Raw genomic sequence first — 14,348 nt, 5'->3', positions numbered from 1 at the left:
AGTGCCGCTCCGTCAGACCCCTGTGCGATGCTCGGGCCTGTGGAGACCAGGTCCGTCAGCCCGGTGTTCGTCGGCCGCACCGACGAACTCGGCGTCCTGCGCGATGCGCTCGCCCGCGCCGCCGCCGGCTCGCCGCAGGCGTTGCTGATCGGCGGCGAGGCGGGCGTTGGGAAGACCCGCCTGCTGGAGGAGTTCGCCACCGCGGCCGCCCACGACGGCGCCGTCTTCGTCTACGGCGGCTGTGTGGAGATCGGCGCCGACGGACTGCCCTTCGCCCCCTTCTCCACCGCCCTGCGCGCCCTGCGCCACAGACTCCCGGACGAACTCGCCGCCGCGGCCGCCGGACAGGAGGACGAGCTGGCCCGGCTGCTGCCCGAGCTCGGCCGGACAGGGCGCGGCCGACGGGCCGACGAGGAAGGCATGGCGCGCCTCTTCGAGCTCACCGTCCGCCTCCTGGAGCGCGTCGCCGCCGACCGCACGGTCGTCGTCGCCCTCGAAGACCTGCACTGGGCCGACGCCTCCACCCGCCATCTGCTGGCCTACCTCTTCCGCACCCTGCGCAGCGGCCGCCTCGTCGTGATCGCCACCTACCGCGCCGACGACATCCACCGCCGCCACCCGCTGCGCCCCCTGCTGGCCGAACTCGACCGCCTCCGCACGGTCCGCCGCATCGAACTCGGCCGCTTCAACCATGCCGAGGTCGGCCGTCAGATCGCCGGCATCCTCGCCCACGAACCCGACCCCGCCCAGGTCGACGACATCTTCGAACGCTCCGACGGCAACGCCTTCTTCGTCGAGGAACTCGCCGTCGCCGCCCACCAGGGCTGCCGCACCGGACTCACCGACTCCCTGCGCGACCTGCTCCTCGTCCGTGTCGAGGGCCTCCCCGAGAGCGCCCAGCGCATCGCCCGGATCGTCGCCGAGGGCGGCTCCACCGTCGAGTACCCGCTGCTCGCCGCCGTCGCCCGGCTCACCGAGGACGACCTCATCGAGGCACTGCGCGCCGCCGTCGGCGCCAACATCCTGCTCGCCTCGCCCGGCGGCGACGGCTACCGCTTCCGCCACTCCCTGGTCCGCGAGGCCGTCAGCGACGACCTGCTGCCCGGCGAGCGCTCCCGCTTCAACCGCCGCTACGCCGAAGCCCTGGAGGCCGACCCCACGCTCGTACCGGCCGACGAGCGCCCCACCCGCCTGGCCAGCTACTGGTACCACGCGCACGACGCCGCCAAGGCCCTCCCCGCCGTCCTCGACGCCTCCGTGGAGGCCCGCTGCCGACATGCCCACTCCGAGCAACTCAGGCTCCTGGAGCGGGCGATGGAGCTGTGGGAGGTCGCCCCCGAAGCCGTACGGGACGAGCTGCGCCCCATCGACTACGTGGAGGTCTTCCCGCCCTGCGGCTGCGACCCGGCCACCACGCCCCTGCGCTATCTCGACCTGATGGCCGAGGCCGCCGTCGCGGGCCGGCTGTGCGGAGAGCGCGAACGCGCCCTGAAGATCACCAAGCGGGCGCTGCACCTCCTGGACCACGAGGGCGACCCCCTGCGCGCCGCCTGGTTCTGGATCCAGCGCTCCCGTCTGGTGCAGGGGCAGGCCCGCGGGGACGGCTGGCGGGAACTCGCCACCGCCCAGGACCTGGTGCGCGGCCTGCCCCCCTCGGAGGTGCACGCCGAGGTGCTGTCCATGGTCGCCGCCTGGTGCATGCTGCACGAACCGGGCCCCGGCGCCCTCTCGGCCGCCGAGCGCGCCGTGGAGTACGCGCGCATGGTGGGCGCCCGGGAGATCGAGCTGAACGCCCGGCTCACGCTCGGCGGCCTGATGGTCGACGCGGGTGACGTCGAGGCGGGCATCGCGGAGCTTTACGAGGTCAAGGAGCGGGTGCGCCGGCACGGGACCTCCCATGTCGTGGGCCGTCTGCACATCAACCTGCCCTCCCACCTGGAGTCGGTCGGCCGCTCCCGGGAAGCCGTGCCGATCCTGCGGGAAGGCGCCGAACTCGCCCGCAGAACGGGCCTGTTGGACACCGAGGCCTGGGTGTGGGGCAACCTCGCGGAATCGCTCCAGGCACTCGGCCAGTGGGACGAGGCCGTCGACGCCGCGAGGAAGGCGCTGACCGCGGGGCCCAGCGGCAAGCCCTCCGGCAGCTGCTCCATGCGCCTCGCGGATCTCGCGCTCGCCCGTGGCGACCTCGCCGAGGCCCGGCGCCAACTCGCCGCCGCCCGCGCGCACTTCGGCACCCACGACCTCATGCCGCAGTACACCCTGCCGCTGGTGCGCACCGCCATCGGCATCGCGGCCGACGAGGGCCGCCTCCTCGACGCCCGCGCCGCGCTCGAACAGGCCCTGGAAGCGGGCTTCCCGCCCGGCACCCAGCGCTACGGCTGGCCCCTGCTGCTCACCGCCGCCGCCGCGGAGGCCGACGCCCGCGGACTGCCCGTCGCCGAAGCGGGCCGCGCCGGCATACTCGACCGCCTCCGCGGGGCCGCCAAGTCCCTGGCCACCGGATCGCCCGTCTGGCTCGCCCACGAGCGGTGGGTGCGCGCCGAACTCCACCGGGCCGAGGGGGTGAGCGACCCGCACGAGTGGTCCGAGGTGGTCACCGCCTTCGAAGCCCTGGAACGCCCCTACGACCTCGCCCGGGTCCGCCACCGCCTCGCCGAGTCCCTGCTCACCTCGGGCACCGACGAGGACGACCGGGCCCGCGCCACCGAACTCCTCCGGCTGGCCCGGGCGGCCGCCGACCACCTGCGTGCCCGTCCGCTCGCCGACGCCGTCGCCCTGCTCGCCCAGCGGGCCCGCCTTTCCCTGGGCCATGCCCCCGGACCGTCCGCCCCGACCCCCGCCGACCCGGCGCAGGCCCTCGGCCTCACCAGCCGCGAACGCGATGTCCTCCGCCTCGTCGCGGCCGGCCGCAGCAACCGCCAGATCGCCGAGGAACTCTTCATCTCCCCGAAGACCGCCAGCGTGCATGTCTCGAACATCCTGGCCAAGCTGGACGTCTCGGGACGGGGCGAGGCCGCCGCCCTGGCCCATCGGCTGCGGTTGTTCCCGCAGGAGACCCCCGCCGCCCGGAGCGCGGGCTGAGGCATACGCTGGACAGGACCCGGGCCGAGGGAGGCGCCGTGTTCAACATGTTCGAGGAGCTCTTCGCACCAGGCCGCAAGCACACCAACGACGAACGCAAGCGGCTGGAACTGACCCGCGTGGATCTGAACGACGGCGACCCGGGCCGCGGTCCCATAGACCTGTCCTCGGGCAAGGTGGTCGTACGGCTGCCGAAGCAGGGGCAGGGGCAGGAGCAGGGGCCGGAGAACGGGCTGGAACAGGAGCACGAGCCGGAGCCGGAGAACGGGCAGGCGCGGGCGGACACGGGGGAGGAGCCCCTGTCGGAGCCGGACGAGTCCTGAGCCCGCCGGGGCCACCGGGGCTAGCGCACCTCCAGCTCCAGAATCCTGTCGTCCCCCTTCCCGGGGCTGCCGCGCCCGTCCGTCTCGCTCGTCACCAGCCAGAGCTTGTCGCCGCCGGCCGACACCACGGTGCGCAGGCGGCCGTACTCGCCTTCCAGGAAGGCCTGCGGCGAGGCGGCGGCCTCCGTGCCCTTCAGGGGGATGCGCCACAGGCGCCGGCCCTTGAGGCCCGCCATCCATATGGAGCCCTCGGCGTAGGCGATGCCGCTCGGGGAGGCGTCGTCCGTGTGCCACTGGGCCACCGGGTTGTGGTACTTGGGGTTGTCGCTTCTGCCCTCGACCACCGGCCAGCCGTAGTTGTCGCCCGGCTTGATCTGGTTCAGCTCGTCCCAGGTGTCCTGGCCGAATTCGGAGGCCCACAGGCGCTGTTTTTCGTCCCAGGCGAGGCCCTGGACATTGCGATGCCCGTACGAATAGACCACCGAGTCGTCGAAGGGGTTGCCGGGGGCCGGATCGCCGTCCGGCGTCATCCGCAGGATCTTGCCGGCCAGCGCCTTCTTGTCCTGGGCCAGCCCACGGTCACCCGTCTCGCCCGCGCCCGCGTACAGCATCTTGTCCGGGCCGAAGGCGATCCGGCCGCCGTTGTGGATCATTCCCTTGGGGATGCCCTTGAAGATCGTGTCCGGGGCGCCGAGCTGCTCGCCGGACGGCTTCTTCGCGTCGTAGAGCATGCGGACGATGCGGTTGTCCGAGGCCGTCGTGAAGTACGCGTAGATCATGTGGTCCGAGGCGTACGTGGGGGAGAGCGCGATGCCGAGGAGGCCGCCCTCTCCCGCCGGGGCCACGCCCGGCACCTGGCCCAGCTCGGTCTGCTTGCCCGTCTCCTCGTCGACCCGCGTGATCGTCCCCTCGTCACGCGAGGACACCAGCAGTCCGCCCTCCGGCAGTGGCGCCAGGCCCCAGGGCGTCTTGAGGTCCTCGGTGACGGTGCGCACCACCTTCACCGAGCCCTTCGCGGGCGCGGCCGTCTCGGTGGCCTGCTGCGAGGACGACGACCCCGTCCCCGTACCGCTCGACGACGGGCTGAGGCCACCGAACGGCGACCCTCCGCCACCGCCGGAGGAACAGCCGGCCGTCACCATCAGCGCTGCCGCTGCCAACGCGGCCTTCACCACTCGACGTTGCACGATCAGAGGTCCCTTCGACGCTGCTGTCCTACTGTTCATACACCGCTCGCGTCCCACGGGTTCCCGATCACGAACACCCGATTCGCGGACGCCGTCAGTAATCGGGAATCGCCCCGGCAATCGGGAATCGCCCCGCCCGCCCGGGCCCCTCAGTCCCAGGACCCTCAGTCCCGGGCCTCTCGGTCCCGGGCCTCTCGGTCCCGGGCCTCTCGGTCCCGGGCCTCTCGGTCCCGGGCCTCTCGGTCCCGGGCCTCTCGGTCCCGGGCCTCTCGGTCCCGGGCCTCTCGGTCCCGGGCCTCTCGGTCCCGGGCCTCTCGGTCCCGGGCCTCTCGGTCCCGGGCCTCTCGGTCCCGGGCCCCTCAGTCCCAGGACCCCATGGCCCCCGGCAGCCCCGCCACCTCCGCCAGATCCTCCGCGGTCAGCCGCAGTGCCGCCGCGCCCGCGTTCTCCACGACCCACCGCTCCCGCTTGGCCCCCGGCACCGGGACCACATGCCGGCCCTGGGCCAGGACCCAGGCGAGTGCCACCTGCGCGGGCGTGACCGTTCCTTCCCCGTCCCCGTCCCCTTCGCCGTCCCCGTGCCGTCGTGCGATCCGGCGCAGCCCGGCGACGATGGGCTGATTGGCGGCCATCATCTCCGCCGTGAAACGGGGATGGCGGGCGCGTACGTCGTCCGGCTCGAAACCCTCGCCGGGTGTCAGCGTGCCGGTCAGGAAGCCGTTGCCGAGGGGCATCGCCGCCAGGAAGCCCACCCCGCGCGCCGCGCACCACGGCAGCAGCGCGTCCAGCGCCTCCGACGACCACACCGACAGCTCCGCCTCCACCGCGCTCACCGGGAAGACCTGCTGCACCCGCTCCAGCTGCCGGATCGTTCCGTCGTGCAGCCGCGCCCCCGAGCGACGGGAGGACCGGGCCCCCACCGCGCACAGCCCGAGCGAGCGCACCTTTCCGGCCGACACCAGTTCGGCCATCGCGCCCCAGGTCTCCTCGACCGGAATCTCGGGGTCCGCGCGGTGCAGCTGATAGAGATCGATCACATCCGTCTGGAGACGGCGCAGCGACGCGTCGCACGCCCGCCTCACATAGCCGGGGCGACCGTTGGCCACGATGTGCTGCTCGCCCACCAACAGCCCCACCTTCGTCGACACGAAGGCCTCGGCGCGCCGCTCCTTGAGCACCCGCCCCAGCAGCAGCTCATTGGTGAAGGGGCCGTACATGTCGGCGGTGTCGAGCAGCGTCACCCCTTGGTCGAGCGCCGCGTGCACCGCGCGCAGCGACTCCTCACCGCGCTGCCGTGAACCGGTGTACGCCCAGTTCATCGGCATGCACCCGAGCCCGATCGCCCCCACATCGAGCGTCGCCGCGCCGATCGTCCTGCGCTCCACCTGGCCCTGGCCCTCCTTCTTCCGGCACCCAACCTAACCTCTGCGCGTCCGGGCGCCTGGCATAGCCTCCTGACCATGACTTCCGATGTGTGGCTCCCCTTTCACGCCGACGAGATCAAGGGCCTTCCCGAGGGCCTCAACTACCGCTTCTGGGACGGCGACCAGGAGTTTCCCGCGGATCCCGCCGACTGCGCGTTCTATGCGATGCCGTACATGAAGCCGCCCGGTGTCGGGCAGCGGCCGTTGGCCGAAATGACCTCGCTGCGCGTGGTGCAGACGCTCTCCGCCGGGGTCGACCACGTGCTGCCGGCTCTGAAGTCCCTGCGCCCGGGCGTGCAGTTGTGCAACGCCCGCGGGGTGCACGAGGCGAGCACCGCCGAGCTCGCCCTCGCCCTGGTCCTCGCCTCGCTGCGGGGCATCCCCGACTTCGTACGGGCGCAGGACAAGGGGGAGTGGAGTTCCGGGTTCCACCCGGCGCTGGCCGACAAGTCCGTACTGATCGTGGGATACGGCGCGATCGGGTCCGCGATCGAGGACCGGCTCGTGCCCTTCGAGGTGGCGCGGGTGGCGCGCGTCGCGCGCTCCGAGCGCACCACGGCGCGCGGTCCGGTGCATCTACTCACGGAACTGCCCGCACTGCTTCCGGAAGCCGACATCGTGGTGCTCGCGACCCCCCTCACCGACGGCACACGGAACCTGGTGAACGCCGACTTCCTGTCCCGGATGAAGGACGGCGCGCTTCTGGTGAACGTCTCCCGGGGCGCCGTCGTCGACACCACGGCGCTCCTCGCCGAGCTGGACAGCGGGCGTCTTCGCGCGGCCCTCGACGTGACCGATCCGGAGCCGCTGCCCCAGGGACATCCCTTGTGGCAGGCGCCCGGCGTGCTCATCAGCCCCCACGTCGGCGGCCCCACCTCCGCGTTCCTGCCGCGCGTCGAGCGGCTGCTGGTCGGGCAGTTGAAGCGGTTCGTGAACCGGGAGCCCCTGAGCAACGTGGTCCTCACGACGGGCGGGTAACCGGTTTCGGGCACCCTCCGCAGTCCGCCGAACGCGGGCGGTGTCCGCATCGCCATTGATCGTCACGGAGCGTAGAGAGGCTATGTCCCTGAGTGACGAGACTGGTGTATCGTCCCGACAGGGGCTGCGCCGCGCACCGTTCGGCGCCGGGGATGGACATTCGGACTGCGAGGGGGGCGACGGGCGATGCACGGCCTATGGACCAACGATCCGACGCGGCGGGGCCGCCGACGACCCTGGCGCGCGGCCACGCGCAGACGCGGCCACAGCGGCCATGGTGGCCATCATCAGCGCAGGCACAGCAGCCGCAGGAAGCACCCGCACCCAGCGCACACGGACCAGCGGGACACCTTGGCACGGACCGGGTGGGCCCGGTGAGTTCCCCCGGGGCGCTGCTGACCCGTCGGCCGTTGCCCGGTGGCGGGACGGGCCTGATCTCGCAACTTGTGCTGGCCCTGGTGTGCGCGGGATACGCCGTCGGTTCCGCGCTCGGCTGGGGCTCCGCGAGCCTCGCGCTGATCATGGGCGACTTCGGGCTGAGCGCCGCCGCGGGCGCCGCTGCGGTCTCCTGCTTCCTCTACGCCCGCAGCCGCCGCAGCCGCTTTCGACCCGCGTGGCTGCTGTTCGCGCTCTCCTCCGCCATGGCCTCGCTGGGCAATGGGGTCTGGGGGTGGTACGAGGTCGTCCTCGACCGCCAGGTCCCCAGTCCCAGCTACGCCGATCTCTTCTTCCTCTGTTTCGCTCCGCCCGCCATCGTAGGACTGCTCGTGCTAGCCAAGAGGCCCGTGACCAAGGCGGGTTGGGTCTGCCTGGCGCTCGACTCCTGGCTGATCGGCGGTTCCCTGCTCACGCTGTCCTGGAGCCTCGCGCTCGCGCAGGCGGCCAAGTTCGACGGGCCGAGCGTCGCGCACACCGCGCTCTCCCTGGCGTACCCGCTGCTGGACATCGCGCTGGTCAGCATGGTGCTCGCGCTGCACTTCAGGCGCTCGTCGGTGAACCGCTCCGCGGTGAACACCGCGATCGGAGCGCTCGCCCTGACCGTGATGTGCGACGCCCTGTTCACCTCGCCCCTCCTGCACAACAACTACCACTCCGGACAACTCCTCGACGCGGGCTGGTTCGCCGGCTCACTGCTCCTCGCGTACGCCCCCTGGGTCGGTGCCCGAAGCGGGCAGCCGGAGGCCGGCGGGCCCGGCGCGGACGGCCACGCGCGCGTAGTGCACGAGCACATCCCGGGACAGCGACAGGACGAGCGGCGGCAGGACGAGCGGCGGCAGGAAGGGCGGCGGCAGGAAGGGCGGCGGCAGGAAGGGCGGCGCCGAGAAGGACAGCGGCAGGAGGGTCGGCAGGGAGGGCCCGGGCTCCCCCAGGGACCCCACGAGGAAGGCCACAACCGGTATCCAGCGACCCGTCCGATCGCCGGATCGCTGGCCGCGCTCACGCCCTATCTGGCCGCCGCCGTGTGCACGCTGGGAATTCTCTACAACGTCCTGAACGGCCGCAGTGTCGACCGTGTGGTGCTCATCACCGCGGGGCTCGTCGTGCTCGCCCTCGTGGTGCGCCAGGGCATCATGCTGCTCGACAACATCACCCTCACCCAGGAGCTGGCCCAGCAGGAGAACCACTTCCGCTCCCTGGTGCAGGGCTCCAGCGACGTCATCATGATCGCCGCGCCCAGCGGCATCCTGCGGTACGTCAGCCCGGCCGCCGCCGGGGTCTACGGCCGAAACGCCGAGGAACTCGTCGGCTCCGAGCTCGCCTCCCTCATCCACCCCGAGGATCTCGGCTGCGTGGTGCACGAGGTGCGCCGCTTCCTGGCCGCCAGCCACCCGGAGGAGCCCACCACCCGCATCGAGTGCCGCTTCAAGTCCGGCGACGGCGGCTGGCTCAACGTGGAGTCCACCGTCAACCGACATCACGGCGGCCTCATCTTCAACAGCCGTGACGTCACCGAACGGGTCCGTCTGCAGGCGCAGCTGCAGCACAACGCCGAGCACGACCCGCTCACCGACCTGCCCAACCGCGCACTGTTCACCCGGCGGGTCCAGCAGGCCCTGTCCGGCCGCCGCTCCACCGACCGCGGCGCCGCCCTGCGCGGCACGGCCGTTCTCTTCATCGACCTCGACGGCTTCAAGGCCGTCAACGACACGATCGGGCACCAGGCCGGCGACGAGCTCCTCGTCCAGGCCGCCCGCAGACTCCAGGACTCGGTACGACAGGGCGACACGGCCGCCCGCCTCGGCGGCGACGAGTTCGCGGCCCTGATTGTCGGCGACGGCAGCCGCGACCGCGCCGCGCGCGAGCAGCAGATCCTGGAGCTCGCCGACCGGCTGCGGATCAAGCTCTCGCAGCCCTACGCCATCGACGGCAACGATGTCCGGGTCGCCGCGTCCATCGGCGTCGGCTTCGCCGAACCCGGCCTGGGCGCGGGGGAGCTGCTCCGCAACGCCGACCTCGCCATGTACCGCGCAAAGGCGGCCGGAAAGGGACGGGTGGAGCTGTACGCGCCACAGATGCAGCAGGACGTCGTACGGAAGGCGGAGCTGGCGACGCGGCTGCGCTCCGCCCTGCAGGACGGGGAGTTCGCGCTGTTGCACCAGCCCGTGGTCTGCCTTGAGAACGGCCGGATCGCGACGGTCACCGCCCAGGCGCGCTGGCGCTCCTCCCAAGGGGTGCTCTTCACGCCCGCGGAGTTCCTGCGCGTCGCCGAGGACAGTGACAAGACCGCCGAGCTGGGCCGCTGGATGCTGGAGGAAGCCGTCCAGCAGGCGGCCGAGCGAGCCGCGGCGGGCGTCACGGTGCCCGTCGCCGTCCGGATGAGCGCCCGGCGTCTGCTGGACCGCTCGATGCCCCTCGGCTCCGTCGAGGCCCTGCTGACCCGGCACGGGCTCTCCTCGGGCGCCCTGATCGTCGAGCTGGCCGACGCCGACCCGCGGGTCTCCCTGGACGAGCTGGAGCGTCGGCTGAACGCTCTCAGGCGGCTCGGTGTCCGTATCGCCCTGGACGGCTTCGGCAGCGGCTACGCGGCCATCACGGCCCTCAGAAGGCTCCCGGTCGACGTGCTGAAGCTCGACCGGGGCCTCGTCGAGGGCGTCGTCGAGTCCGCCCGGCTGCACAAGATCACCAGTGGGCTGCTGCGGATCGCCACCGACCTGGGGCTGCATTCCGTCGCCGACGGCGTGGACCTGCCCGAGCAGGTCGTCGCCCTGCGCGCGATGGGCTGCACCCACGGGCAGGGCATGGCCTTCTCCGGGCCGCTCGACGAATACCGGCTGCGCAGGGCGCTGTCGTCCGGCCACTACCCGGTGCCGCACGGGCCGGTCGAGCCCGCGTTCGCGGGCGGCGGCGCAGGGGTGTATACGAGTGGTGTACCCGCTGTTTTCGGGGGTGGTACGGCCCTGCGCTCACATAATGAGACGCCCGTCCCACCCACTTGACAGTCAGTGCGTGCCGGGGGAGGGTCAATGCCATGCGCACCCGAATTCTCGTACTTGGAAAGCGCGTCGGCTGAAGCTGGTGATCACCGGACGGACCCGGAACACCAGCGACCACACCCGGCGCGCTCCCCTCGCTTGCCTCATGGCACGAGGGGTTTTTTGTTGCACAGGCACCCCTCGCACACCGCACAAAACTCGCAAAAACCCTCAGCATCGAGAAGAGAATGCCGATGACCGAGCAGGCCACCGGGGCCCATCACCCGCAGCCGCGGCCCCGTTCCGGAGGACAGCAGTCCGCCCCCGAGAACGTCACGGGAGCGCAGTCCCTCATCCGCTCGCTTGAGGAGGTCGGGGCCGAGACGGTATTCGGCATTCCCGGCGGCGCGATCCTTCCGGCCTACGACCCGCTGATGGACTCCAGGCGCGTGCGGCACGTGCTCGTCCGGCACGAGCAGGGCGCGGGTCACGCGGCCACCGGTTACGCGCAGGCCACCGGCAAGGTCGGCGTCTGCATGGCCACCAGCGGCCCGGGTGCCACCAACCTGGTGACGCCGATCGCGGACGCGCACATGGACTCGGTGCCGCTCGTGGCGATCACCGGGCAGGTCGCGTCCAAGGCGATCGGCACGGACGCCTTCCAGGAGGCGGACATCGTCGGCATCACCATGCCGATCACCAAGCACAACTTCCTGGTGACCAAGGCCGAGGACATCCCGAGGACGATCGCGGAGGCCTTCCACATCGCCTCCACCGGCCGCCCGGGCCCCGTCCTCGTCGACATCGCCAAGGACGCCCTCCAGGCGCGGACCACCTTCCAGTGGCCGCCCACCCAGGACCTGCCCGGCTACCGCCCGGTGACCAAGCCGCACGCCAAGCAGATCCGCGAGGCCGCGAAGCTGATCACCCAGGCCAGGCGGCCGGTCCTGTACGTCGGCGGCGGCGTCCTCAAGGCGCAGGCCACCGCCGAGCTGAAGGTCCTCGCAGAACTCACCGGAGCGCCCGTCACCACCACCCTGATGGCGCTCGGCGCATTCCCCGACAGCCACCCGCTGCACGTGGGAATGCCGGGCATGCACGGTGCGGTCACCGCCGTCACCGCGCTGCAGAAGGCCGACCTGATCGTCGCCCTCGGAGCCCGCTTCGACGACCGCGTCACCGGCAAGCTGGACAGCTTCGCCCCGTACGCCAAGATCGTCCACGCCGATATCGACCCGGCCGAGATCGGCAAGAACCGTGCCGCGGACGTGCCGATCGTCGGTGACGCCCGCGAGGTCCTCGCCGACCTGGTGCAGGCCGTGCAGAAGGAGCACAGCGAGGGGCACGCCGGGGACTACAGCGCATGGTGGAAGGACCTCAACCGCTGGCGCGAGACGTACCCGCTGGGCTACGAGCAGCCGGACAACGGCTCGCTGTCGCCGCAGCAGGTGATCGAGCGCATCGGGCAGCTCGCCCCGGAGGGCACGATCTTCGCGGCGGGCGTCGGCCAGCACCAGATGTGGGCCGCGCACTACATCCAGTACGAGAAGCCCGCCACCTGGCTGAACTCCGGCGGCGCCGGAACGATGGGCTACGCGGTCCCGGCCGCGATGGGCGCCAAGGCCGGTCAGCCGGGCAGGACGGTCTGGGCGATCGACGGCGACGGCTGCTTCCAGATGACCAATCAGGAGCTCACCACCTGCGCCCTGAACAACATCCCGATCAAGGTCGCCATCATCAACAACGGCGCCCTCGGGATGGTCCGCCAGTGGCAGACCCTCTTCTACAACCAGCGCTACTCCAACACCGTGCTGCACAGCGGCCCGGACGCGGACGGCAAGCAGCCGAGCGCCGGCACCCGCGTCCCCGACTTCGTGAAGCTGTCGGAGGCCATGGGCTGCTACGCCATCCGCTGCGAGTCCCCGGACGACCTCGACAAGGTCATCGAAGAGGCGAACTCGATCAACGACCGCCCCGTCGTGGTCGACTTCATCGTCCACGAGGACGCGATGGTGTGGCCGATGGTCGCCGCCGGCACCTCGAACGACGAGATCATGGCCGCCCGGGACGTCCGCCCCGACTTCGGCGACAACGAAGACGACTGAGACTGAGAGAGAGCCGAGTCCGAACCATGAGCACCAAGCACACCCTCTCCGTCCTCGTCGAGAACAAGCCAGGTGTCCTCGCCCGGATCACCGCCCTGTTCTCCCGCCGCGGCTTCAACATCGACTCGCTCGCCGTCGGTGTCACCGAGCACCCCGACATCTCGCGCATCACCATCGTGGTGAACGTGATCGAGGCGCTGCCGCTCGAACAGGTCACCAAGCAGCTCAACAAGCTCGTCAACGTGCTGAAGATCGTCGAGCTGGAACCCGGCTCGGCGGTGCAGCGCGAACTCGTTCTCGTGAAGGTGCGCGCCGACAACGAGACGCGCTCCCAGATCGTCGAGATCGTCCAGCTGTTCCGCGCCAAGACCGTGGACGTCTCCCCGGAGGCTGTCACCGTCGAGGCCACCGGCGGCGCCGACAAGCTGGAGGCCATGCTCAAGATGCTGGAGCCGTTCGGCATCAAGGAACTCGTCCAGTCCGGCACGATCGCGATCGGACGCGGGGCGCGTTCGATCACGGACCGCTCGCTGCGCGCGCTGGACCGATCAGCCTGATCCTTGGTACGGGCGGCCGTTGATCCTCGGCCGCCCGTATACCGAGACCCGAAAACTTCCCTTCCCCCGCCCGCCGTACGGTGGGACGCACCACCGGCAATACCGGAAAACAAGGAGAACCCCAGTGGCCGAGCTGTTCTACGACGCTGACGCCGACCTGTCCATCATCCAGGGCCGCAAGGTCGCGGTCATCGGCTACGGCAGCCAGGGCCACGCCCACGCGCTGTCGCTGCGCGACTCGGGTGTCGATGTCCGCGTCGGTCTGCACGAGGGCTCCAAGTCCAGGGCGAAGGCCGAGGAGCAGGGCCTGCGTGTGGTGACGCCGGCGGAGGCCACCGCGGAGGCCGACGTCATCATGATCCTGGTGCCGGACCCGATCCAGGCGCAGGTCTACGAGGAGTCCATCAAGGACAACCTGAAGGACGGCGACGCGCTCTTCTTCGGCCACGGTCTGAACATCCGCTTCGGTTTCATCAAGCCGCCGGCGGGTGTCGATGTCGCGATGGTGGCGCCGAAGGGTCCGGGGCACCTGGTGCGCCGCCAGTACGAGGAGGGGCGCGGCGTTCCGTGTATCGCGGCCGTGGAGCAGGACGCCACGGGCAGCGCGTTCCCGCTGGCCCTCTCCTATGCCAAGGGCATCGGCGGCACCCGCGCGGGCGTCATCAAGACGACCTTCACGGAGGAGACCGAGACCGACCTGTTCGGTGAGCAGGCGGTGCTGTGCGGTGGTACCGCGGCGCTGGTGAAGGCGGGCTTCGAGACGCTGACCGAGGCCGGTTACCAGCCGGAGATCGCGTACTTCGAGTGCCTCCACGAGCTGAAGCTCATCGTCGACCTCATGTACGAGGGCGGTCTGGAGAAGATGCGCTGGTCGGTCTCCGAGACCGCCGAGTGGGGCGACTACGTCACCGGCCCGCGGATCATCACCGACGCCACCAAGGCCGAGATGAAGAAGATCCTCGCCGAGATCCAGGACGGCACGTTCGCCAGGAACTGGATGGAGGAGTACCACTCCGGTCTGAAGAAGTACAACGAGTACAAGACCCAGGACGAGAACAGCCTCCTGGAGACCACCGGCAAGGAGCTCCGCAAGCTCATGTCGTGGGTCAACGACGAGGCGTAAGCCGTACGGCCGAGGGGCCGGAGCAACCCGCTCCGGCCCCTCCCGCCAACCCTGGGTAACGCCCGTGAGCGCGACGTTGTCCACCCCGTCCAGCCACGGACGGGTGATCCTTCCACGGAGGCGTAAGAAGGCCTTCGTAGCAGCACTACACTGCTGC

At 71.1% G+C, this 14,348-nt stretch carries 9 protein-coding genes; 7 read left to right on the top strand and 2 right to left on the bottom strand.

Translation table 11 applies throughout. The features are described 5' to 3' along the window. The first annotated feature begins 27 nt into the window (after positions 1-27). Both RV986_RS15935 and RV986_RS15930 read left to right on the top strand, forming a co-directional pair. A complete protein-coding gene (locus tag RV986_RS15935; protein ID WP_475918037.1) occupies positions 28-3,081 on the top strand; it encodes a helix-turn-helix transcriptional regulator in 3,054 nt (1,017 codons plus the stop codon). Positions 3,082-3,119: 38 nt separating this feature from the next. After that, complete coding sequence (locus tag RV986_RS15930; RefSeq protein ID WP_475918036.1) at positions 3,120-3,404, top strand: DUF6191 domain-containing protein; 285 nt, start codon at positions 3,120-3,122, stop codon at positions 3,402-3,404. Positions 3,405-3,424: 20 nt separating this feature from the next. Here the strand turns inward: RV986_RS15930 and RV986_RS15925 are convergent, their stop codons facing one another. After that, positions 3,425-4,630, bottom strand: coding sequence for a PQQ-dependent sugar dehydrogenase (locus RV986_RS15925; RefSeq protein ID WP_475918035.1), 1,206 nt, complete (start codon positions 4,628-4,630; stop codon positions 3,425-3,427). A gap of 320 nt (positions 4,631-4,950) precedes the next feature. Beyond that, positions 4,951-5,976: an aldo/keto reductase gene (locus RV986_RS15920; RefSeq protein WP_475918034.1), complete on the bottom strand. Its 1,026-nt coding sequence runs from the start codon at positions 5,974-5,976 to the stop codon at positions 4,951-4,953. Positions 5,977-6,051: 75 nt separating this feature from the next. Between RV986_RS15920 and RV986_RS15915 the strand changes: the two genes are divergently transcribed. The 5 genes from RV986_RS15915 to ilvC all read left to right on the top strand — a co-directional run bounded on the left by RV986_RS15915 (position 6,052) and on the right by ilvC (position 14,191). Next, positions 6,052-6,993 carry a 2-hydroxyacid dehydrogenase gene (locus RV986_RS15915; RefSeq protein ID WP_475918033.1) on the top strand — a complete coding sequence of 314 codons (942 nt, stop codon included), beginning with the start codon at positions 6,052-6,054 and terminating at the stop codon, positions 6,991-6,993. Between the two features lie 374 nt (positions 6,994-7,367). Next, positions 7,368-10,430 (top strand): putative bifunctional diguanylate cyclase/phosphodiesterase, encoded by a 3,063-nt coding sequence (locus RV986_RS15910; protein WP_475918032.1) that lies wholly within the window; start codon positions 7,368-7,370, stop codon positions 10,428-10,430. A 224-nt stretch (positions 10,431-10,654) separates the two neighbouring features. Continuing rightward, positions 10,655-12,511 (top strand): acetolactate synthase large subunit, encoded by a 1,857-nt coding sequence (locus RV986_RS15905; protein WP_475918031.1) that lies wholly within the window; start codon positions 10,655-10,657, stop codon positions 12,509-12,511. Positions 12,512-12,537: 26 nt separating this feature from the next. Beyond that, the gene (ilvN, locus tag RV986_RS15900; protein WP_475918030.1) at positions 12,538-13,068 is read left to right on the top strand and encodes an acetolactate synthase small subunit; all 531 of its coding nucleotides are present in this window, start codon (positions 12,538-12,540) and stop codon (positions 13,066-13,068) included. A gap of 124 nt (positions 13,069-13,192) precedes the next feature. Further along, a complete protein-coding gene (ilvC, locus tag RV986_RS15895) occupies positions 13,193-14,191 on the top strand; it encodes a ketol-acid reductoisomerase (protein WP_475918029.1) in 999 nt (332 codons plus the stop codon). Positions 14,192-14,348 lie beyond the last annotated feature (157 nt).

This window comes from Streptomyces sp. RLA012, assembly GCF_056270325.1.
The sequence above is the reverse complement of the archived record's forward strand: the minus strand, read 5'-3'. Positions and strand labels throughout refer to the sequence as shown.

Excerpts from the sequence above, each read along its gene's own strand:
- RV986_RS15935 (WP_475918037.1), top strand. The coding sequence starts at position 28 with ATGCTCGGGCCTGTGGAGACCAGGTCCGTCAGCCCGGTGTTCGTCGGC.
- RV986_RS15925 (WP_475918035.1), bottom strand. The coding sequence starts at position 4,630 with ATGAACAGTAGGACAGCAGCGTCGAAGGGACCTCTGATCGTGCAACGT.
- RV986_RS15915 (WP_475918033.1), top strand. The coding sequence starts at position 6,052 with ATGACTTCCGATGTGTGGCTCCCCTTTCACGCCGACGAGATCAAGGGC.
- RV986_RS15905 (WP_475918031.1), top strand. The coding sequence starts at position 10,655 with ATGCCGATGACCGAGCAGGCCACCGGGGCCCATCACCCGCAGCCGCGG.
- ilvN (WP_475918030.1), top strand. The coding sequence starts at position 12,538 with ATGAGCACCAAGCACACCCTCTCCGTCCTCGTCGAGAACAAGCCAGGT.